Source organism: Butyrivibrio sp. XPD2006 (assembly GCF_000420865.1).
GTDB lineage: Bacteria > Bacillota > Clostridia > Lachnospirales > Lachnospiraceae > Butyrivibrio.
On the sequence record NZ_ATVT01000002.1, the window covers coordinates 336,863 to 359,509 of the forward strand.

20 protein-coding genes are annotated in these 22,647 nt (G+C 46.2%); 4 read left to right on the forward strand and 16 right to left on the reverse strand.

The genetic code is table 11. From position 1 onward, the window contains the following. Positions 1-63 precede the first annotated feature (63 nt). The 3 genes from G590_RS0103375 to G590_RS0103385 are packed head-to-tail and all read right to left on the reverse strand — an operon-like array spanning position 64 to position 3,547. A complete protein-coding gene (locus G590_RS0103375) occupies positions 64-975 on the reverse strand; it encodes an AEC family transporter (RefSeq protein WP_022764267.1) in 912 nt (303 codons plus the stop codon). A 25-nt stretch (positions 976-1,000) separates the two neighbouring features. After that, positions 1,001-2,698 (reverse strand): MutS-related protein, encoded by a 1,698-nt coding sequence (locus G590_RS0103380; RefSeq protein WP_022764268.1) that lies wholly within the window; start codon positions 2,696-2,698, stop codon positions 1,001-1,003. A 24-nt stretch (positions 2,699-2,722) separates the two neighbouring features. Next, positions 2,723-3,547 (reverse strand): hypothetical protein, encoded by an 825-nt coding sequence (locus G590_RS0103385; protein ID WP_022764269.1) that lies wholly within the window; start codon positions 3,545-3,547, stop codon positions 2,723-2,725. Between the two features lie 33 nt (positions 3,548-3,580). On the opposite strand from G590_RS0103385, the gene G590_RS0103390 reads away from it, so the two are divergent. Then, on the forward strand, positions 3,581-3,817 hold the full coding sequence (locus tag G590_RS0103390) for a hypothetical protein (RefSeq protein WP_022764270.1): 237 nt from the start codon (positions 3,581-3,583) through the stop codon (positions 3,815-3,817). 81 nt (positions 3,818-3,898) lie between these two features. Continuing rightward, on the forward strand, positions 3,899-4,087 hold the full coding sequence (locus G590_RS21490; RefSeq protein ID WP_022764271.1) for a GTP-binding protein: 189 nt from the start codon (positions 3,899-3,901) through the stop codon (positions 4,085-4,087). A gap of 49 nt (positions 4,088-4,136) precedes the next feature. Here the strand turns inward: G590_RS21490 and G590_RS0103400 are convergent, their stop codons facing one another. The 6 genes from G590_RS0103400 to G590_RS18285 form a co-directional block, all read right to left on the reverse strand. Then, on the reverse strand, positions 4,137-5,123 hold the full coding sequence (locus G590_RS0103400; protein WP_022764272.1) for a hypothetical protein: 987 nt from the start codon (positions 5,121-5,123) through the stop codon (positions 4,137-4,139). Between the two features lie 30 nt (positions 5,124-5,153). Next, positions 5,154-6,005, reverse strand: a complete 852-nt coding sequence (locus G590_RS0103405) for a metallophosphoesterase (protein ID WP_022764273.1) — start codon at positions 6,003-6,005, stop codon at positions 5,154-5,156. 199 nt (positions 6,006-6,204) lie between these two features. After that, a complete protein-coding gene (locus G590_RS0103410) occupies positions 6,205-8,199 on the reverse strand; it encodes a right-handed parallel beta-helix repeat-containing protein (RefSeq protein WP_022764274.1) in 1,995 nt (664 codons plus the stop codon). Positions 8,200-8,231: 32 nt separating this feature from the next. After that, positions 8,232-9,098 (reverse strand): carbohydrate ABC transporter permease, encoded by an 867-nt coding sequence (locus tag G590_RS0103415; protein ID WP_022764275.1) that lies wholly within the window; start codon positions 9,096-9,098, stop codon positions 8,232-8,234. A gap of 1 nt (position 9,099) precedes the next feature. Then, positions 9,100-10,014 carry a carbohydrate ABC transporter permease gene (locus G590_RS0103420; RefSeq protein ID WP_022764276.1) on the reverse strand — a complete coding sequence of 305 codons (915 nt, stop codon included), beginning with the start codon at positions 10,012-10,014 and terminating at the stop codon, positions 9,100-9,102. Between the two features lie 100 nt (positions 10,015-10,114). Next, positions 10,115-11,584, reverse strand: coding sequence for an extracellular solute-binding protein (locus G590_RS18285; protein WP_022764277.1), 1,470 nt, complete (start codon positions 11,582-11,584; stop codon positions 10,115-10,117). Between the two features lie 263 nt (positions 11,585-11,847). Between G590_RS18285 and G590_RS0103430 the strand changes: the two genes are divergently transcribed. Beyond that, on the forward strand, positions 11,848-12,825 hold the full coding sequence (locus tag G590_RS0103430; protein ID WP_022764278.1) for an AraC family transcriptional regulator: 978 nt from the start codon (positions 11,848-11,850) through the stop codon (positions 12,823-12,825). Between the two features lie 15 nt (positions 12,826-12,840). Here the strand turns inward: G590_RS0103430 and G590_RS0103435 are convergent, their stop codons facing one another. From G590_RS0103435 to G590_RS0103460, 6 genes are all read right to left on the reverse strand, one after another. Further along, positions 12,841-13,575, reverse strand: coding sequence for an ABC transporter ATP-binding protein (locus tag G590_RS0103435; protein ID WP_022764279.1), 735 nt, complete (start codon positions 13,573-13,575; stop codon positions 12,841-12,843). 37 nt (positions 13,576-13,612) lie between these two features. Beyond that, positions 13,613-15,895, reverse strand: coding sequence for an ABC transporter permease (locus G590_RS18290; RefSeq protein WP_022764280.1), 2,283 nt, complete (start codon positions 15,893-15,895; stop codon positions 13,613-13,615). Beyond that, the gene (locus tag G590_RS0103445) at positions 15,873-16,175 is read right to left on the reverse strand and encodes a hypothetical protein (protein WP_022764281.1); all 303 of its coding nucleotides are present in this window, start codon (positions 16,173-16,175) and stop codon (positions 15,873-15,875) included. Before G590_RS0103445 ends, G590_RS18290 begins: the two co-directional genes overlap by 23 nt. Positions 16,176-16,289: 114 nt before the next feature. Beyond that, on the reverse strand, positions 16,290-16,916 hold the full coding sequence (locus G590_RS0103450; RefSeq protein ID WP_022764282.1) for a TetR/AcrR family transcriptional regulator: 627 nt from the start codon (positions 16,914-16,916) through the stop codon (positions 16,290-16,292). A gap of 120 nt (positions 16,917-17,036) precedes the next feature. Next, positions 17,037-17,186, reverse strand: coding sequence for a hypothetical protein (locus G590_RS21280; protein ID WP_022764283.1), 150 nt, complete (start codon positions 17,184-17,186; stop codon positions 17,037-17,039). Positions 17,187-17,208: 22 nt separating this feature from the next. Beyond that, positions 17,209-18,741 (reverse strand): hypothetical protein, encoded by a 1,533-nt coding sequence (locus G590_RS0103460; RefSeq protein ID WP_022764284.1) that lies wholly within the window; start codon positions 18,739-18,741, stop codon positions 17,209-17,211. Between the two features lie 174 nt (positions 18,742-18,915). Between G590_RS0103460 and G590_RS0103465 the strand changes: the two genes are divergently transcribed. Beyond that, the gene (locus G590_RS0103465; protein WP_022764285.1) at positions 18,916-20,307 is read left to right on the forward strand and encodes an MFS transporter; all 1,392 of its coding nucleotides are present in this window, start codon (positions 18,916-18,918) and stop codon (positions 20,305-20,307) included. A gap of 29 nt (positions 20,308-20,336) precedes the next feature. On the opposite strand, the gene G590_RS18295 is transcribed toward G590_RS0103465, so the two are convergent. Then, complete coding sequence (locus tag G590_RS18295) at positions 20,337-22,463, reverse strand: glycoside hydrolase family 3 protein (RefSeq protein WP_022764286.1); 2,127 nt, start codon at positions 22,461-22,463, stop codon at positions 20,337-20,339. Positions 22,464-22,647: the final 184 nt, after the last annotated feature.

Below are 22,647 nucleotides of genomic sequence, written 5' to 3' on the forward strand. Positions count from 1 at the left end.
AATATTCCTCTCTTTCTCGATTTTCATTTAATAAGAAGATATGTACTCAAAGCACATTCTTACCTATTGTAGCACAAGGGACAAAAGAGGTATAGTCACAACTGAAAGAACAGTGGACAAGGCCACTCCTCTCGATGCAAGTCCGTAATTGCTATCGTACTGCTGCGCCACCATGGCTGTCATTGATCCGATGGGCGTTGCAAGCATTATGTAGCAGACGCTTATGATCATGGGATCATCTATAAAGAGCCTTAGAAGAAGCACACCGATAATCGGAAGAGACAAAAGCTTTATCAGTGAAAAGACAAGAAGCCTTACATCTTCAAACATTTCTTTAAATTTAAAATGGATCATGGACTGACCTATAACCATCATACTAAGGGGTGCAGCCAGGTTGCTCAGGTGCTTTGCCGAAATTCTGAGGACCTCTGGCATGTGTACTCCGGACACAAAAAGCAGGATTCCCAGCGTACTTGAGATAACTCCGACGTTAAGAATCTTGTTCAGACTTCCGCCCTTAAAGGGATTCTCACCTTTAATGGCCGCTATTCCATAGGTGTACATCAGGAAATTATAAGGAAACTGGAAAAGAGCTCCGAAGAGAACCGCCTCTTCTCCGTAGGCGGCACGGATAATCGGAAGCCCCATAAATCCAATGTTTGAGAATATTGCCATCACGCGATAGACTGCCTTATCTTCAGCCGGCACCCTGACAAGCGGCAATATGATAAAAGACATAACGATCAAAAATACATACACAAGAACAGCCACCAAAAATCCGACAGCCAGCTGTCTCCCTCTGATGGCGCTCTCATAATTCATTCCTGCCGACAGGATCATCGCAGGAGTGGCGACATTCACCACAATCCAGGACAGGGTCTTGGAACCCTCATCCGTCAGAAATTTCTTTTTCCCGCAAAAAAATCCGATCCCCATCAGAATGAACAGAACTATCATCTGCTGTAACAAAACCATTTTTCTCTACCACTCCCACAGCTTTTTAATCACATAGCATATCATAAGTTACGCCGTATTTTTCCGCAATGTCTTTTGCATAAGAAAGACCCTTCGGCGGACCAACCTCCACCTCGTAAAGGCGGCGTCCCTCATCGGCTTTGACCACCAGAGAAGCGGCTTTGGCAGTAACTGTGTCGTCATTGAGCTCGTCTATCTCGATGGCAAGCTTGTGCATGTGAGTGTTGTAGATGGTTCTGATGCCTTTTTTCAGGATTGCCTTAGAGCAGTCCTTGGCAATGAAATACCCTTCCTCAAAGGATGTGGTTGAGAAGGTTTCATTCAGCAGCAAAAGACTCTTTCCCGTAGCCTGCTCATACAGCTCCTTAAAGCGCTTGCACTCCTCACCGAGGCGTCCGAGGTCCATAGTCTTGTCCTCATCCGCAGGAAAATGCGTATAAATGGAATCTATCGGCACATATTCGAATCTGGTTCCGGGCACATAGATTCCGCCCTGAGCCATGAAAAAGAGCTGTCCGATGGTCTGGGTTATCGTAGTCTTGCCGCCCATATTGGCACCGGTCAGTATGTAGAGAGTGTGCTCGTCTGTAAAATCAAGGTTGTTCTTAACTATGTCCGCAGCGGTCTCGCCGGCATGCTCAGTCAGGAGCTTGATGTTGTATATGCCACGGGCATCCATAGATTTAGTACTGCTGCCGGCTTCAATGACACAGGGTTTGCAAAAGACTGCGCCCTTTTCCGTCATGTTCTCGACATATTCAGCCCAGCGGATGTAGTAGATAAACTCGGGCATCAGGTCGGTTATATCGGTCACGGTGACCATGGTATATTTGTTCAGTACGTTTCGAAGGTGCTTGACCGTCTGGCCCAGCATCCTGTCGGTAATCTTGTCCATGTAGTTTGTGACGGACTTTGTCGTATCATCAGCTTCCGACACCTTCATCATGCTCATCATGGCAAGAGGGCTGAAAACAGGAGGAATAAACTCATCTCTTCCACCAAGAGGTCCTTTTGCCTGAATTTCATCGAATTTGTAATTTTCGTTCCAGTCCGTATCGTCCCTGACAATGTCTTTTGCCGAAACCTTGTCCACAAAATGCTTGACCATGGTGGACTTGGAAAAAGGCTTGCTGTTTACGGAAATAAGGCCTATTCCACTGGCCTCGAATCTCTCGTTTAAGTTAATGCCGACGGTTACACTCTTTAAATTGTTGGTGTCTGCCTTGAGCTCTGCAATGTCTTTTTTGAGACCCTCAAAGCCGTTATCTTCATAGAGGTCGCTGACATATTTCTTGAGTCCAAGAAGTCCTTCCGAATGAAGATCCGCACTGCCAAGGCACTTCTGTATTGCCTCGATGCTGTCTATATAATCCCTTATTTCTTCAAGCCTGTGGACCAGATCCCAGATGCCGGGTTCATGGTCGCCGTCATGCTTGTAGCTTCCGTACTCTTTCAGGAAATTAACTCTGTCCAGGAGCTCTAAAAGCTCATCTCTCATAGCCTTGTTCCTGTAAATGTCGTCAAAGACATCGCTTCTGTACTGCGCGTTGTGGGCATCGCAGGTAACAAGCTTCATGACATTTGTGATATAGGTCTGTTCATTCTTTTCCTTGGAGAGCTTCAAAAGAACACTGTCCATGCCTATGTCATGGACAGTGAGATCACTTAATTTCTTGTATTCAAGCTTCTGATCAGGAAAGATAAGGCTGTATTTTTCGGACATGTCAGTCCCCCCTAAATGCATGTATTACCAATCGGAATCCCAGTCTGTTCCGCCGGAATCCCAGCTGTCATCGCTACCCCAGTCATAGTCTGAATCATTGTCATCACTTGAGGAATGATATCTGTCATAGTATGACGAATTATCCCAGTCAGTTGTTCCCATGGAAGAATCCCAGGTATCTGAAACATAGTATTCATCATAGTTTTCCGATATCGTTGCAGGCCCGGGGGCAGTACTGCTGACTTCATGCCAGCCATCATCATACATGTACCAGTCATCGCTGATGTAGTAGTAGACATCATTATCGTATTTATAATAGCCTCTGTGCCTGTTTTCACGAAGACTGCTGAAAAAGACACTTATCATTATGATGACAACTACTATGTAAAAGAGGCTCTTTATACCGCGAAATAATCCGCCGCCGGAACCGGAACCGCCGCCGGAGGATGATCCTCCTATGGAACGGGTGCCTGCGCCGCCTTTATTGCTTGCTTTCTGATGAACAATCTCATCCTTAAGGCGCTGATAAATCTCATTTACAGCATACTCCTCATCTTTGCCCTGATAACGGACAGCCCTTGAGCCATCACCCTTATTCTTGTAGACAATAAAACCTCCATTGTCATCTTTATAAATACCAAAGGCTCTGGGCTCTTTGTAATCCTCGCCTATAAAAAAGCGCGTAACTTCAGGTGCAGGGAGATTCCTGTCCTTGTACCACTGCTTAAGCTCCTCAATGGTCTTTGGTCCCTTTTCATTTTTGTGAGATGGGTTGGGAGCTCCACAGTCAGGACACTGATGCAGGGTATCCTCGTATGTGTTTCCGCAATAATCACATTTAATCTTCATAATACAATTTTCTCCTCTGGGAACTATTATAGCATGTGTGAGTCAGTTCTTGTTATCGGTATCGGACCTGTAGGTCTTATGTCAGTAGCCGGCGCAAGACTTCGTATGGAGAAGCTCGGAGCACTTGTTACTTCAGGAAAGCTCGACGTAAGCAAACTTTCAACTCACGTATTCCACGGATGGGAGCATATCCCGGAAGCTCTTCAGCTTATGAAGGACAAGCCTGCTGATCTTATCAAGCCTGTAGTTATTCTTGACAACCAGCCTTGATAGAAAAGGCAATCTTTTAAAAATCAGAAGGACGGTCTTTGGCCGTCCTTTTATAATAGATTTTGTTTTGGGAGTTAGTACATGAAGATTTTACTTATTTCGGGATTCCTGGGAGCAGGTAAGACCACATTTATAAAAGAGCTTATCAGACAGACAGGATGTACATCATTTCAGGTTCTCCCGACGACAAGTGCCAATGCGTGGTCATCGGACAGGGCCTTGATGAAAAGGAGATCAGGTCAAGACTGTGCCCCGGCAGAAAAGCCCTAAAGCTTTGATGATTTTTTGGTCCCTGGGGACGGAGTCAGGGGCTCATTTTTTACTGTTGCTCTCTAATAATGCCGTTGAATACTGAGATGATCTCCTGAAGATCAAGATACATATCTTTTATCCACTCGGGATCACCGGTTCCAAGGCCTTCATTGTCTTCTACAAGGCCCTCATAGTACTCTTTGCTGTTCTTACCGTCTGAGGTGAAGTAGTCCTTGAGAGCGTAGTAAACTCCGTACATATAGGGAACGTTGTTGTCAAAATTATTGCCTATATCTGTTCCGAAACAGAATTCGTAACGGTTTCCTATATGTCTGCCCATCTCTCTGACCTCATCGGAGAAACCGTCTTTTCCGATCGTCCTCTGGGCCCAGTGGCCAAGTGCTATACCTTCTTCGCTGACGGAATCCATATCTTTCACACGATTGGTGGCACGGAATTTTGTAAGAATATCGTCCGCAACAAGGCCGTTTAGCGGGTCCGTTGATGCATCGTAGTATGCTGCGGCGGCCGGACTTTCTCTTACAATTTCGATGTTTTCAGCTGTCACATGGTAAATCTCACCTCCATACATTGATTTTTCTGTGAGAACAAAGGTTATTTCAAATTCTTCATATGGATTGGCAAGTACAAAATCTCCCTGCTCACTTGTAAGGTCGACACCGATCATGGAATCAAAATCAACGTCATAGTCAGAATCTTCAAACACAAAGAATCTTGGCATCTCCGGTCCCTGGTAGCTGTAGTAGCCGCGGAATGAAAGCTCTGAACCAACTTCCGGATGCAAAACTTCTTCATCGGAATCTGCAAAGGTTTCTTGTACTTCCGGCAAAAGATCTGCAGGCTCGTCCTCTTTATTGGCAGTATCATCACTTGCTTCTGTTGATGCTTCTGTTGATGCTTCTGCAGCGACTTCCGTTGTTTTTGGCTCATCTGCCTCGTCAATGGTATCCGGTTTTTCCTTCACTCCGCAGCCTGATATAAAAAGCGTTGCGGCCATAACTCCTGCAATGGCTTTCAGAATTTCTTTTTCCATATATATTACCTTCCAATTCATTACTATCTGTTATTCAACTGTGATGACCACAATTTCCGGATGATTAAAGAATCTCGGATAGGGCATTCTCTCACGGGCAAGCCCGCGGCTTACTATCATATTGCTTCCGTTACCGAGTTCATACAGTCCGTCTACAAAGCGCGGGAACTGCCCCTGATCCGGTGCATGCACTCCCATCTTGGTAAAAGGGATTCTCCACTGCCCACCATGTGCATGTCCACACACGATAAGGTCAAAGTTGTAGGCTTCATAGGTTTTAGTCCTCTCCGGGCGGTGAGATAAAAGGACCTTGTAGGGGGCTTGGGCGCTTTCACTTGCTGAATCTGCGGCTGTCTCGGAGCTTGTCAGCTGTGCTTCCCATTCGGCGTCTGTCATGTACGTGGGGTCATCTACTCCGCAGAAACTTATCACGGATCCATTTATCGTAAGAGTTTCAGCTGTTCCATCCAGGACAGTAATCCCAATGGATCTTAAGTACTCTTTTATCTTGTTTTCATTCGGGCTCCATATCTCGTGGTTACCTGTTACATAGAAGCACGGGTATTTGCCGGCGATCTGCTCACAGAAAATCCTGGCGTTGTCCATGCTGAGCCTGTCATCAAATATATCGCCCGAAAGCAGGACCGCATCCGGATTTGCTTTGTCGATCATATTTATAAGCTCGGCTTCATCCTTGCCATAGTACCCCGAATGCAGGTCTGTAACCAGGGCGAGCTTCACTGGCTCTTTTACCTTGCCACCGCCGCTGATCGTGATGTACTCAGTGACGGGGATCTCATACCACGCCGTCATACCGATCAGGAGCAGCAGTATTATAAGTATGTATTTATGCCACTTTTTCAATTTCTTCTTATTGTTCATATGTTTTCCCTTGCCTTCGTCAATCGTGCTTTATTATACATTAACTACACAATTCTACAAATTGATTTGTTGCATTCTACATTCAGGCGACAAGCTGATAGGCCTGCGCTCCGCAAAATGGTCCCTTACCTCCGTCCCCAGGGACCAAAAATCGCCCGGTCGAAATGACCGGGCGAGATATAACATAAACATGTTCAATTTAGTACAGCTTTTCCTTAGCCGCATCTGCTGTGGCGAACGGGCCGGGGATCACATCAGCTCCGCGATGTCCGCCAAGATAATCCACATTGAAGGTGATAGATGTTCCGTCGGGATTCTCAAACTTCTGTGAAGGCTCAAAGGCTTCACCCAGCACATCCGTAGAGATCATGTCAGTCTTAAAGCCGCCGAGTACCTCATAGATATTGGTATCGAGGAAGTATCCTCCATCCTTCTCCACAACGTCGACATATACTTTACCTGAATTGTCGGTAAAAGAGCTCTTCTCATTCTTCCAGGCTTTTGCGCCGTCGAAGTATGCGTTTCCGTCAATCCAGACAGGAAGATGTCCGAAGTGTGGCTCAGCATGCTTCATCATGTTTGGATGCTCTTCATCCATATCAAACTGCTCTATCCACTCATCATAGGTAGGATACTCATCAAAGCAGTACGTTCCGACTTTTCTGTTCTCAATCTGCTTCATGCTCGGGTCTGAGTCATTTTCCAACACAAGATCCTCAGACGGCCATTTCTGAATAAAGATGTTGTTGTAGATGCGGTCGTCTCCGTGAAGTATTGTCATAAAGCCCATAACCTCGGTTCTGTGAGGCATATGGTAAGGTGTGTATCTCCAGGTCGTTCCCTCGCCCACCATGGTAAAGGCACCGGCACAGAGGTTATGCACCATAGCTACACCCTGAGTTGCGATGCGGAGTGAAACATCAGACAAAAGAATGTTGTTATCAATAAGTGTCGGTCCGTGGCTGACCTCAACGAAAATATCCTGACAGGTCATTCCGCCCTGGAGCTGCTTGGCAAAGGAAGGACGCTCATTATCATGAAGCAGGTTCTGTGTGATCCTGGTGCCCTGTGCTTCCCAGTCGCACCAGATTCCCATGGTGCAGTGGTGGATGTGGTTTCTTCTCATAACAACATCGATGGCTGCATGCATCTTGATTCCTGCAATCTCAGCACCGCCAAGCTCCATCATATTGTTGATGTGATGAATGTGGTTGTCCTCGATAATGCTGAATACACCGCCCATACGTCCGATGATTCCGCCCTGCTCACAGTGATGGATATTGTTTCTGCGAATTATATGTCCGCCGATCTTCTCTTTGAGCCAGCCATAGTACTGACCGCGGCAGACAGAATCCCTCTCCATCTGGGTAGGACTCTTAACGTGTTTGGTTGTATAGAAATTACTGTTCTCCGGATCGTAGTAGCGTCCGACACAGATTCCAGCGCACTTGCTTCCCCAGATCTCGCAGTCCTCGATGATCCAGCCCTTACTCCAGTGAGGGCTTATCATTCCATCCTGATAAGCTGCAGGCGGAGCCCATGTTGTGGCTGCTTTGTTGATATTAAAGCCTGTTACTGTAATATATCCAATGCCCTCTTTTTCAGGCATAAAGCATTCGCGCCTCACCGTGATCTCAACGTTCTCTTTATTCGGATCTGCGCCGCCAAAATTAGCGTAGAATACGGTTTCATCATTCTCTTTGTCCTGTTCAGCGAACCATTTCCACTTGGAATTCTCCGGATCCCAGGAGCAGTCATAGACTTCTGCTGCCACACACTCTTCGACACTCAGCGCTTCATAGAGCGCCCTGTCATTTATCCACACACATCCCGTATGCTTGTTGGGAGTTGCAAAGTACCAGTCGCCGTAAACAAGCGTGGTATAAGGATTATATCCGCCAAAGATTCCGTTCTTAACTCTTGCAGTCCAAACGTCACCCTTATAATTCGTCCAGCCGCCAACCTTCTCTGCACCTGTGATTACCGCACCAAGTGGCTTCTCACTCTTATAGACAATGCGCGCATCCTCGCATCCGGCATTGACGGGATTTACATACTCTCTGTAGATACCCGGTGCAACCAGCACTTCATCCCCGGGCTGTGCAACAGCTGCTGCCTCGTTAATCCTTCTGAATGGCAGCTCTTTGCTTCCGTTACCGTCATGTTTCGCATTGACATCAACATAAATTATCATAAAAAGACCTCTTTCTTCTCGATTAGTTTGTATTAGCCCTTAACTGCTCCTGCCATCATACCTTTGACAAGCTTATCCTGGAAAACAATAAACAGGATGATCATGGGGAGAACCGAAAGTGTCAGAACCGCCATGTTGATTGGAATATTAAGGGAGTGCTCACCCTTGAACTGACCCAGCGCCAGAGGAAGAGTCTTTTTCTCAGGTGTAATAAGGAATGTATTGGCAAAAGCAAACTCATTCCACATTGAAACACCGTTATAAATTGCCAGTGTCGACAGTCCCGATTTGGAGAGCGGAAGTATCATCTTAAAGAAATTCTGATAGCGATTGCATCCGTCTATCTCTGCGGACTCCTCGATCTCTTTTGGTATTGTCTTCATAAATGCAGTCAGGATAAAGACTGACATCGGCAGTGCAAATGCAACGTAGGGGCCGATCAGAGATCCGAGTGAATCGTAGAGTCCCACCGATGTTGTAAGCTTGAAGATAGGGATCAGCGTAACATGCATCGGTACTGACATCATGGCCACGATGCCCGCATATATAAGCGCATTGAATCTGAACTTCATTCTTGCCAGCGGATATGCTGCAAACGCAGATATCACCAGCATCAGCACGAGTGAAATTGCAACTACGACAACGCTTCGCAGGAAATATCCGAAGAATCCGTGTGTAACAACCTCAACGTAGTTTTCAAAAAACCAGGGATCCGGAAGATGGAAAACACCCTGCTGAAGCATATCAAACTGCTTACGGAACGAGTTCATTATCATGAAGAAAAACGGCGTAAGCGTAAGGATGAGCCAAATCAGAGCTAAAATAATCGCTATGGTCCAGGCAATCCTTGATTTTATTTTGGATGCACGATAATCATCCTGAAATGTCTTTTCCCCCATATCAATAGTCCTCCGTAACCTTGAATACCCTGTTAAAGACAAGAGCAATGGCTGTAATAAGTATGAACATTCCTGCAGCAACCGTTGAGCCGTAGCCCATATTGAACTGCTGGAATGAGAGCTTATACATGTAAGTTGCCATGAGCTCTGTAGTGCCTGCAGGTCCGCCCTGTGTCATGTTCCAGATCATGTCAAAATACTTGAGTGATCCGATAAGTGACATGGTGCAGGCTGTCTTGAAGATTGGTCCGAGAAGAGGTATTGCGATGTGGCGGATGTACTGTCCTCTTGTTGCTCCGTCGATGATTGCAGCCTCATAGATGGTCGTGTCGATATTTCCGTAACCGGCAATAAAGTAAACCATGTAAAAAGGTGTGAACTGCCATGCCATAACCCCGATAATGGTATAAAGAGCATTGGGTGCAGTACCCAGAAGGTCGATGGTAGTTCTTTTGCCCTGAATGATCGTTGCAAGAGAGGAAATAAGTCCCCCATTGGTTGCAAGTGCATATACAAAAAGGAATGCGATGGCAACCGAACTCATAAGATACGGCAAAAACCATATGATCTTAAAAATATTGAATTTCTTGCCTCCGGCATCAAGAAACGTAGCCAGAAGCATACCAATAGGAATCTGCAAAAGAATTGAGAAAACCATTACGATGAGATTATGTGTAAAAGACTTCCAGAACATCTCATCATGAATAAGAGTATTCCAGTTATCCAGAGCTATATAAACTCTGTCTGATGAAATGCCGTTCCATTTAAATCCGCTGATCAAAAAAGTATCGATGACGGGATATACGATGAAAACAGCTATAAGTATCAACGCAGGTAAAAGAAATACCGTTGCTGCCCGGGCTGTACTCTTGGCCTTGGCCTTAGCAAGCCCCATATTACTACTCCCCTTCCCCATATATATCCTCCTGATTAAAGCGTTAGTATTCTTATCATGGGAAACTGCCCACAGGAAACATCTCCCCCGTGGGCAGTCGTCTTATATATTAAGATGTGTGTTATTCCGCAAGTGCTTTCTGCATTGCTGCATCCTGTTCCTGTCCGATCTCCTCAGGAGTCTTCTCAAGACCAAAGAGCTCTGTCATGCAGTTCTTGTGAACTTCTGTTACAGATGCAGGAAGATACTGGTCGTACCAAAGCTGAACGTTTGATGCCTTAAAGAACTCATCGATGATGTACTTGTTGTTAGGATCTTCGATGTTCTCGTTGAAGCCCTTGATTGAAGGAACTGTTCCTGCTGCAACCTGCTCAGCATTGTAAGTGTCATCGTTGAAATACTGTGTTGCAAGTACATAGCATGCATCGAGCATATCCTGATCAACTGATCCGTCTTCCTTGAAGCAGTTGAATGTAAGTCCCATACCGATAGCTGTTCCGATCTCTACGTTCTGAGGAACGCCTGCTGCCTTAGCTTCTGTATCCTCAGGGAAACGGAATACGCCGATGTTCTCGTTGTACCACTCCTCGTTATCAGACTTGATACCGCCAACCTGCCATGAGCCGTGAAGCATCATTGCTGCAGATCCGTCATAGAGAAGTGCTCTGTCCTGGTTATCATCAGCTGAAAGTGAGTTAACACCATCAGGGAAATATCCCTTCTTTACCCAATCCTGGATCTTCTCACCTGCAAAGATGAATGCAGGGCTTGTGAATGATCCGCCGTTCTCCTGTGTGTAAGCTGCATCGAACTCAGCATTTCCTGAATGACGTGCTACAAGGTACATGTAGTACATGGATCCTGTCCACTTGGATGCGTTAGCAAGTGAGAAAGGAATGATTCCGTTTTCTTTGAGCTTTTCGCAAACTGCCTCAAGCTCATCGATGGTTGTAGGAACTTCAATTCCGAGCTGTGCAAATATTGTCTTGTTGTAGAAAATATCGCAGCCTGTAAGTCCGCTGAAAGGAATGGCAAGCATCTTGCCATCGTAGGTTGACTGTGCAACAGCAGCGTCAACAAACTCAGGGTGATCATACTTTGCATACATATCTGTGATGTCATTTGCAAAGCCTGACTTGTAGTACTCAGCCATAGGACCGCCGCCCCAGTGACAATAGATGTTCGGGCACTGGCCTGAACTCATTGCTACTACCAGCTGCTGCTTGTAGTTATCGTTCTGCTGATGAACCTGGTTGACTGTGATGTTTGGATAGTCAGCCATGAATCTTGCTACGGCACCTTCTGAAATTCCCTTGTTGGGATCCTCTGTAGAGATGTCCCAGAGAGTGATGGTCATAGGCTCTGTTGTAAGCTCAGGAACGTTCTTGCCATCCGTCTGCTTCCCCGATGTAGCAGCCGGAGCCTCAGCTGTAGTAGCCTCTGACTTAGCTGTATCTGTCTGTGCGCTCTGCGTCTGTCCACCGTCAGATCCGCCTGCTGCCGGAGCTGTTGGCTGGCTTCCGCAGCCTGCCAGAGTAGTTACAGTTAACACTGTTGCAAAGAAAATACCTAATACTTTATTCCTTCTCATACTATACCTCCTATTATTTGTTCGCAGATTATCTCTGCCCCCGATATATCTATAACTCTAAATTAGTTTACGGATTTGCGCTCACAAAAAATTGCTACGCAACACGCAAAAATTGCTATATTGGATGTACAATATGCTTATATTTTTGAAATGAATCTGTTATTTGTATGTTATAATACCCATTAAACAGACATGTTTTGAGTTTTTCATTAACAATTTCTTTATAATTATGGCAATTTTTAGCCTATGGAGGACCCATAAGTATGAAAAGCGAGCTTGAACTATCATCAAGTGCCAAAGAAACCGTCAATCATAAGAAAAACACCAATCTTCGCATGTTCATCAACCGTCTGCATGCTGATTTTCCGCCTCACTGGCACACAGACATTGAGATAATAATTCCCAAAGAAGCCCCTTACAAAGTGGTCTGCGGCAATCAGTCCTATAATGTTGAGATCGGTGATATCCTTATGATCTGCCCGGCTGTTCTTCATGAGATATTTTCTCCGACTCCGGGTTCCAGAGTGTACATTCAGGCCGATTTTTCAGGAATAATTACGTTAAAAGAGATTGAGAAGGCATTCAGGCTTATGTCGCCGGCTCTTCACATAAAGAAAAATTCCTGCCCACAGGATGTATACGACAGGATCTGTAACTATATTGATAAGATAATGCATCTGTATTTTGGCTCCGCACTCAACTCGCAGATACAGGAAGTTCCAGATGACGACAGCATTCTTACTTTTTCTGAGCTCGAACCGTATGTTGAACTTGAGATATATTCTGTGCTTTTACAATTCATTGCATATTGCGGCAAGAATATAGGTCTTTTCCATGAATCGGATTCTGCAACTACCACAGCGACTTTCAAGAACAGCATATCCTTAAGCAAAGTATGCGCATATATTTCGGAGCACTTTACCGAGGATATAACTCTTGAGAGCATTTCTGCATATGCAGGATTCAGCAAATATCATTTTGAGAGGATATTCAGCGATTATACAGGCATGACCTTTTATCAGTATCTCCAGCAGATGCGCATAAACTACGCCCAGACGCTCCTCTCAAATCCGGAGTTTTCAATTACTGACATCTCATATCAGGCAGGCTTTGCCAGCAGTACTGCATTTACCAGAGCCTTCAAGAAAAGCACCGGCTATCCGCCATCTCAGTTCAGGATGCTCAACGAAGCACGGCACCCGCTCAGCGCCAATCCGCACTTCGCAGACTTTGTATTGTGAGTCAGGAATGGTACCTTACCATCCCATAGCTTCCAGCCACCCGGTGGTTTTCTTTTCGCGCTCTTTTGCATGCTCGGGGCTGAACTTGCCAAGCCTTAGCTCTCCCCTTATCTCACCATCCAATATATAGAGAATTCTCTCGCACATACTGGCCATCCTTCCATCATGGGTGACCATAAGGATTCCGGTGCCTTCACGGTTGATCTCAAGAAAGGCATCGATGACTTCTGTGGCTGCAGCCTGGTTCAATGCTCCTGTTGGCTCATCCGCAAAAAGAATCTTCGGATTCATTATCATACTCCGGCAAATACAGGCTCTTTGGAGCTGTCCACCGGAGACTTCATTTATCCTTCTCTCTGCAAGGTCTCCGATTCCAAACTTCTCCATCAGCATGGCTGCGCGTCTGTAATGTTCTTTCTTATTCTTCCGGTCAGCGTGAACAGCCGGCAGAACAATGTTGTCCACAAGATTTAAGTTCTTGATCATGTTCATCTGCTGGAAGACAAAGCCCATTTCTGTCAGCCTCAGCGCTGCTCTTTCATCCTCATTAAGTCCGGTTAGATTTTGACCTGCAAGCACGGATTCTCCGGCATCTGCCCGGTCCATTCCCGATACATTATATAAAAGCGTTGACTTTCCTGACCCGGAAGGCCCCATGACAGCAATCATCTCGCCCTCCTGCATGCTAAAGCTGACCGCTTCCAGTATGCCTCTTTTCCCAAGTTTAGTTACCCGTAGTAATTCTGCCATATCGATTCCTTTCTATTCACATCCCGCCAATGCACGATCACTCGCCAAGACACTCATAAGCTCTTATACCGTCAACTTCACGAAGGCTTATAAAAAGAGCTGCCAGCACGGTTATCAATATCACAAGCGGGACCACCGTAAATATGAATGCCGGCTTTAAGATAAAATGAAAGCCATACGCTCCCATTGTGCCAAGAAGAAGTCCCGCCAGAGTTTCGCCCGGTACAATGCCCGCAAAGATTCCAAAGAAAAGTCCTATGGCTACAGCTGCAAGATTTCTTTTTACATAGCGCTTTTTAAGATCGCCTGCCGTAAATCCCAGGGCCTTCATCAAAGAACTCTCACCTCTCTCCTTCCAGATCATGAGGCGGGTCATGAGAAGGATTACCGTAAAGAGTATGAGGCATGCCAGTGTTCCGCATATGACAGAGGCTGAAGATATCTTCCTGATTGTCTGTCCGTATGTTCCCTGAAGATAATCCTCTATAAGAGTGATGCGCAGTCCGTCACTTATTCTGTCAGAGCCTGCAACAAAACCACTCTCCTTGTACTCGCGCACCCAGTCACCCGGTGAGTAGCCATCCTTAAGCGAGAGGTAGATAATACTCCACATCACGCTGCCTGTGTTCTCCGACTTGCTAAAGCACGCCTTTGCACTCTTTCCGCCGTTGGTTATATCGGAGTATATTCCGCATACTCTGCATGTGATCGTCTCAGCTCCTGCGCCGTCACCGTTTCTGATAATCTGAAGTTCATCTCCGAGTTTGATATTCATCTCTCTTGCGTTGAGTATTGACAGGGCTACCTCATTTTCTTTTTCCGGATATCTTCCTTCCGTGTATTTCACAGGATACCTGCCATGGTCTCCGGTCTCTATCATCAGGTCATAAGTTGTGCCATCGGAAAGCATGACTCCATACGCGGAAGTCTGCATCAGGACAAAGCCACTTACCCTCTCATCCTTCTCCAATGTCCCGGTAACTGCATCTACATTCACTTTTGTATTGGCATTCTGCCTGATATCAATTCTGATCTGGCTCTCTCCAATGCCCATGTATGTAGCAAATCCCGGAGAAGCTATTGTACTGTTCATGTTGAAGGGCACAAGGATGATAAATACCGCTGCTGCCGTGATCACACTGACAGGGAGCAGCAAGCTCTTTTCCCGACCAAAGGCACCCCGACCATATAGTGCTTCCACCGCTGATAGCCTGTCCATCCTGTGAAGCGTCCGCAGTACCGACAGAAGAATGATGCCCTCTGCCGCTGCACCTCCCAGGATCGCCCCGGTGATGATCATCGCCATATTACCCGGATTGCCGTACAACTCTCTCATCCTGGCGCCAAGGGGTCCCGAGATGATCATAGCTGCGCCAAGCCCAATAAGCGAGCCCGCGGCTGAGAGCAAAAGATATTTCGAAAAGTACATACTGCAGATCCCGCCCCCGGAGATTCCGACAGCTTTCATTATTCCGATTTCTCTTTTGTCCTTCTCAAGCTGTGTCATGATCAGTGTTCGGATACACAAAACAGAAATGAACAAAATAACAGCGCTGACAAGCAGTATCACAAGGATCATAATTCCGTCGGAAAGCGCGTTCATCATGCGGATAAGAGGAAACGTGATCGTCGGGCCGTTTTCGGGAAGCTGTGCCTCGTGATAAGCTGTTGCAAAAGCGTTTAGGTCACTGCCCTCGCGGAGTTTGAATTCGATCAGGTATTCCTCGCTGCCATGCGGTCTCAGCCTTTCATAATCCTGTTTGCTTACCAAAAACCTCTTGGATGAAGCCATCATGGAATTCATCTGGGAGTCGCGAAGAAAGCCTGCTATGGTAAGCGATTCAGATCCTATATGCATTGTGTCGCCGATTTCCACTTTGTATTCCTCTCTGTAGCAGACAGGAATGTAGACCTCCCCTTCGCTTGGGAAGATCACGTTGCCTTCAGCATCGAGCAGAAGATCAAACTTATCGCTCTGTGTGCAAAGGCCGTTATCCTGCGTATTTTCAGAGAGAGATTTCTCTCCCAGACTAAGGTCTGAATTCTGAAGGTTCAGAAATCCGGCGATCTGCATTTCCTCTACATCGTTTCTGCCTCCGGCAAATTCCGAGATGTCTTCTGCCGATATGTCACCTGCATGCATCTGCAGGAAATCAGGCGTACCGGCCGTTTCCATGAGCCTGTCAACAGAGCCCATCAATCCTGCAAACAAGATGATCGAGAGGCTAAGGAGCATGGCCGATGCCGCCATAAAAAGACATGTTGCAGCCGCCACGAATCTCTCGGATTTTATGCTGTTAATCAGTAGTTGTTTCTTCATTTTGTTCATTGCCCTCCAAGGCCCTGACATCTTTAAACAGGTAAAGTATTATTGCTGTTGCAGTAAGCAGTGCACCTGAAGCCATGATCACAACTGCTGCTCCGCGGCCAACGCCTACATGTCTCAACTTAGCGATCTCATCTGCCAGAAATCCGGCGCTCCCGGTCTGTTTAAATACATATACGCTAAGGCCGAAGCTTGTGAGTCCTCCGCCTATTGCCGATATGATCTCGCCACTCCAAAGGAGCAGAAATTTATTAAAGTTTGATTTTCGATCCATGGTTTACCTCCACTTGCGCTTCAACCGACAACCTGTCGGTCAGCGTGTTTAAAATATGGGACCTGCTTGCGATCAAGCATACAAGTCCCTTGTCATGCTGTTTATACAATTGTGTCAGTTCTTAAAGGCACTCATTATCGTCTTACTAAGACTTCCTTCCTCGGCTCCGAGGATCCTCTCTATGTGATAGACAAAAGCCTTGCCCTTGGACAGCTTTTCCCCCGGCGTAAGTTCTGCGAGATCATCAAACGCTGCGTTACTGTAAATCATGATCATCTCAGCCGCTTCTGCAGGATATTTGGAATTAAAAATTCCCTCCTTATTACCTTCCTTGATAAGTATTGCATAAAGAGGAACCACCTCTTTTACAAGCCTATCCTGCATCTTCTGATGCAGAAGTGCGTTCTGCGGCCTATGGAGCTGCTCAAGTACTTCTGTTCCGGTATCACTCTTGATATTCAGCGCTTTCACCGTAGCCGTGAGGCGTTCAATGACACTAAGTCTCTTGTCGGCTATGATGATCCCTGCTCTGTAAATTGCCAGCCTGGTCATTCTGTCAACTATTGCATCCAGGATCTCTTCCTTGGACGCGAAATGATGATAAAGAGTTCCGCGCGCAATTCCGATCCGATTGATGATATCGTTTGTGCTGGCAGCATCAAATCCTTTCTCGGCAAACAGCTGCTCAGCCACATCAAGTATTTCGTTTTTTCTCTCTTCTGCTGTTTTTACAACTCTCATCTGATCTGAGTTCCTTTAGGAAAGATGCAATTTCTTTTACAGAAACAGTATCACCGACAACCTGTCGGTATTGTAACATACCACGATGAAATTGTAAACTGTTTTTCATACCGGTTTGCATCAATGCACCAGTATCTTTTTTATCATCTTCTCATTGATTGGCAGGAAGAATCCGGCGACAGGTCCCACCAGCGCAACGCACACGATGGTTCCGGCGCCTACTACTCCGCCGAATAAAAATCCTATCAGCGTAAAAACAGCCGGCCCCATATCATGGAACCGGCTTGTCTTTTTACATTGCTACGCCGTTGACGTAAAGAGTATATCCGTTTGTATTTACGCTTGAAATATCACCATCAAAAGATGTGATGTAGGTATCTGCCGTAAGAGTCCAGGTGCTGTCCTTGTCGATGGAGACGGAGACAGTTCCGACTTCTGTTGATACTGTTTCGCCCTTGGCATTTGTTATGTTGCCGTCAACAGTTCCGGTAAAGCTTGAACCATTTGTGAGGTTAAGTGTAAGCTCTGAATCACTGCCTACAAGAATTGTTCCTTCGAGGTCCTGAGCATCGGTATTTAAAGTAGCCTTGTTGGTATCGCCCGTCCAGCCGTCTGCGCAGACTGAGAGAAGGATGTTGTCCGCATCTTTATTGATGATATTCACACCGCTTAAATTGATCACAGCAGATGTGTTTGTAACGTGGAAGACATGACCGTTCTTGCTGGTAAGACTTCCGCCGTTCATGGTGAATGTAGAAGTTCCGCTGTCTGCATCACCCGACATTGACTGGTAGATCATGATCGTATCGTAGAATGTTGCATTACCGTTTGTGTCGGTGTTGTTGGCTGTCATATCACAGTCATTAAGTGTAATTGAATTGATACCCTCAATGCATACGCCTTCTGAAAGATTTGAAGTAAGTGTTGCATTGGATACTGTGATATCTGCTGTTGAGTATATTGCAGGTGATCCAAGGCCGTTTGTTGTATATGATCCGCCGTCAACCGTAACTGTTCCGCCACCTCTGTCTGTTCTGATGGCTGCTGAAGATCTTCCGCTGGTCTCAACCGTGAGGTCATAAGCTTCTGTGATTCCGCCGCCGGTAGTCATGATACCGCCGGATCCATCGCCTGTTGTTGTGATCTTGGTATCTGAGATAATAACTTTTGTTCCGTCACCGGTAGCACCGTTCTGGCCGCCGTTTCCGCCGTAGGAAAAGACACCGTTGGCGCCATCGGCATCTGATGTCACAGTTCCGCCTGTAATAGTTGTTGTGGAACCGTCTTTTACAAGAACTGCTGCATTAAGTCCGTAGAAGTTGCAGTTATCTCCGCCATCTGAGTCGCCGGTCTTGGTGACTGTGGGATTGGTAATTGTCACATCATCTGATGTGCTGATGAGAAGTGCACTTTCATCTGCTGTTGTGCTGGCGTAAGTCTTATCTTCTTGTGTGTCTGCTGAAGTAATCTCTTCAACTCCTGTGTAATCTATATCTGCACTGCTGCTTCCGCCGCCAAATCCGCCTCCGGGAGGATTTCCGGGTGCCTGTCCGTCCGGAGCTCCACCTTCCGGCGGGTTGCCCGGAGCCTGTCCATCAGGAGCCTGTCCATCAGGAGCCTGTCCATCAGGAGCTCCGCCTTCGGGTGCTTCTTTGTCGGATGACTGACCATCCGTCACCTCTCCTGTCGGAGCTGCAGTGTCTTCCGAAACAGTTGTTGCCGTACCGGCTGTGCTTGCCCCTGCCTCGCCACAGGCAGTAACTGCCGCACACATAACAGTAACCATTCCTATTGATAAAATTCTTTTGATATCTCTTTTCTTCATGCCAAATCTCCTTGTCTATTCATCCATGTTTGAAACATGTCGTATTTGATCTTGAATGCATTATCACACCCGAACCTAAAAGAAACTTAAAAAATAATTTTGGTTCCTGTTTTTTCAAAAAAGAATATAATAGTAGTAGGCGGAAAACCGCCAAAAAGGGGGAAGGGGAAACATATGGCAAATAACGAAAAAGAACTAAAACAGCTGTCAAAGCTAAAGGCTGAGGCAGCAAGAAAAAAGCCACTCCATTACATCGGACTGGCTATGGTGGTTCTCACTATTATTTACATCGTAGATGAGATCACCTCTAACATGAATGCTGCAATGCAGCCTTACGTGTTATTCGATCTTTTTAACATCACTTCAAGAAACGTCAATTCACCGGAGTACACAAGTGCGTTTAACGTTGTGGCTCCGATCCAGGTCTTTTCCAACCTGCTTCTTATCATAACTCCGTTCTACAAGGCACTGTCTGACAAGTACGGCCGAAAGCTCTTTTTAATGCTAAACACAATTGGCATGGGGCTTGGAATGTGCATCGTCATGACCGCACAGAACGTGGTCTGGTACATATTGGGAATGCTGTTTATGATGTTCTTTACGCCAAATGACATGCAGGTTCTCTACATCATGGAGACAGCGCCCAAGGAAAAAAGAGCTACCTACAGCTTCATCGCAAAGGGAATTGCGCTTGTCAGCGTATCACTCATCGGTGTGTTCTCACGAATGTTCCTCCGGGAAACTGTTCCTTCAAGCTGGCGCCTGGTCTATCTGATACCGGTGGTATCTGCCCTGGTTATCGGCTTTCTTTCATATTTCTTTATGCGTGAGACTCCGGTATTTGTGGAGCAGCGCATCAGCTATCTTTCGCTGACAGATGCAGAGCGCGAGCAGAAGAAAAAAGAGGATCATGCAAACGGTACATCAGAAGAGGGCGGCGTCTTCAAAGCTATCCGCTTCATCTTTACCAACAGACAGCTCAGGTGGATACTGATCGCGGGCTTTATCTTTTTTGCAACAACCTTCTACACATCATATTATGCAACTGTTCTGGAAGGTGCCATGTCCACAGATATGGTGGCAACAGCGCTGGTTATTTATCCCATCTTCAACGGACTTGTGACCATACTCAGCGGATTCTTTTCCGACAAGCTCGGGCGCAAAAAGGTCTGTCTTATCTTAGGCGGACTGACAATTGCAGGGCTCCTGGCATTTGTCCTCTCCTGCAGACTTGGCTTTGGTCCTGTCGCTGCCGGGATTGCCTACGGCTGCTCAATCGGCGGTCTCTGGTCCATGTCCGATACGCTTATCCTGACAATGCCCGCAGAGTCAACTCCATCAGGCATGCGCTCCTCAGTTATGGGTACCATCTCTGTTCTCATCGGAGCCGGAATGTTCCTCGGCCAGGCCATCTTTATTGTATGCCAGAACTTTCTGCCTATGGACATTCTCTTCATGATCATCTGCCTGCCGTTCATGGTGCTCAGCCTTGTAATTCTGCTTGTTAAGGTAAAAGAGACTAAGGATGCCGACCTGGATAACATCACAGCCGACACATATAAATAATGGTCCCGGGGGACGGAGGTATGGGACCATTAATATGTCAGGCCGAAGCCTCTTTTATACAGAAATTCACTGCCATACTTAAGGGTGCCGTCTTCCGCTTCCTCGACAACAGGAATATTTACCGGAAGATGGCCCTTTGGCGTATTGGCCCCGAAGATTGTCTCAATGACAGCGACCACGTTGGCGTTTCTGGCACTCATTCCTGTGGCGCTCTCTTTGTCTTTTGTCGGGTCTATGTTAAGACCGGCCCCCAGATATGCAATTACAATTGCATCGGCGTCCTGATAAACTGCTGCATCATAAGGCAGATTCTCGCTGATAAAGATGAACTTTCCTCCTGCCTTATGTGTGTCAGACATCGCTTCGTGCAGGGCGATAAACTGAGGGTCATCCTTATTAAGCACACTGCTGCCGGATGCATAAGAAAAGGCCAGAACATAATCAGCAGAAGAAATCTTTTTCCTGATAGTATCTGTGTAATGCGTCATAGCCAAAGAAGAATCATAGTAATAATCAACATCTGCCTGCTTTTCCAGCTCACTTAGCGCAAAGTTTATGGCCGTTGCATCGCCGGACTGGCGCCCTAAGATCACGCCTCTCTTTGCATCATCTTTAATCGGCAGGACATCTCCGTCATTCTTAACTACAGTAATAGCCTGCCTTGCAAGCTCCATCTCTTTTTCATGATGTTCTGCTGATCCAACAATTTCCTTACATTTTGCCACTCTATCATCAATAGAAATGTCATCTTTCTGCACTCCTGAAGGATCATAGATTCCGTACTCAGCCTTGAGGTTTAAGATGCGCTTTACACTCTCATCTATTCTCTTTTCACTGATCTCTCCAGATTCGACCTTTGCGATAATCCCTGCTATGTACTCATCGTAATAAGTTGCAGCCTCGGGCGAATTAAGATCAAGCGGAAGCAAAAGCAGGTCCACCCCTGCTTTTATAACCTCTGTGGCAATTCCTACTCCGTATTCCGCCGAATTCTCTTCTCCCGGAACAAGACCCGCTGTGGCAATTGCATCCATCTCAAGTGCATCGGTAACAACTACGCCGTCAAATCCAAGATCTGTACGAAGAATATTAGTAATCATCTTCTTTGACATGGTGGCCGGGAAAAATCCCTTTGTCTTCCCATCGCCAAAGGTCTTTTCCTCGTCGATCAGAGGATAAGTTATATGCGCCGTCATTATTATATCTGCGCCATCTTCTATTACTTTTTTGAACGGTACAAGTTCATTTTGCTGAAGCTCTTCATAGGTCTTTTCCACCGAAGGCGTTCCTATGTGGCTGTCCACTTCAGTATCGCCGTGTCCCGGAAAGTGCTTGTAGGTAGCGATTATATTGTTCCCAGCCAGTCCCTTTGAATAAGCGGCTCCAAGGCTCGCCACGGTTTGTGGATCATCGGAAAAAGACCTTGTTCCTATGACAGGGTTTGCCGGATTATTATTCACATCTATTACCGGCGCAAAGTCAATATTAAAGCCGATTGCAGCCATCTCTTCACCAAGGATGCTGCCTGTCATTTCTGCGTTTGCAGTTGCATCTTCCGTAGCTCCGATTGCCATGTTTCCGGTCATTCTGGTTCCGGTGGTTAGCCGGATGACAATTCCACCCTCTTCATCAATGGGCATCAGGTATGGAATGTGGGCAGATGCATCCTCTATCTGCATGTTGTTCTCCTGAAGGTCATAAACAAGTCTTGTAGTCTGCTCAGCTCCTGTGATATTGGCGCCAAAGAGTATGATCCCGCCGTACTGGTGGTTTCTGAGCGCACTGGCAAGCTCAGGAGCTGCGCCAAGTTCAGTTACGTTGACATCATTCCAGGTGCGGATCGCAGGAATTATCATCTGAGAGATCTTTTCATCCATAGACATTCCGGCGACGACTTTGTCAAGCTTCTTATCTGTTTTCTCGTCAATTGGATCGACTTCTATATCATCTTTTTCTTTGTCTTCCGTTTTATCCTCAGACTTACCGTCTGTGCTGTCTTCTGTATTAAACTGCTCTGCCTCTGATGCTTTGCTTGTTGTATCACTTAAAGTTTCTTCAGCTGTCTCTTTTCCTCCACAACCACCCATCATGCAGGTTCCTACCAGCGCCAGCATCGCAGCATAGACAAGTATAAGTCTTTTCAGGTTAAGCTTCATGTACTACCCTCCGACCATACATTATTCATCTTTATTTTATCACGAATAAAGACCTGCGGCTTTTCGTCCACTACAATTGATTCGTTATCTCATATGCAGTGGAAAAAGCATTCTATATGCCCGTCTGACAGCCACTGCATTTCATATTTTAGGACAATTTCGTAGGAAAAGACTCATTTACGAG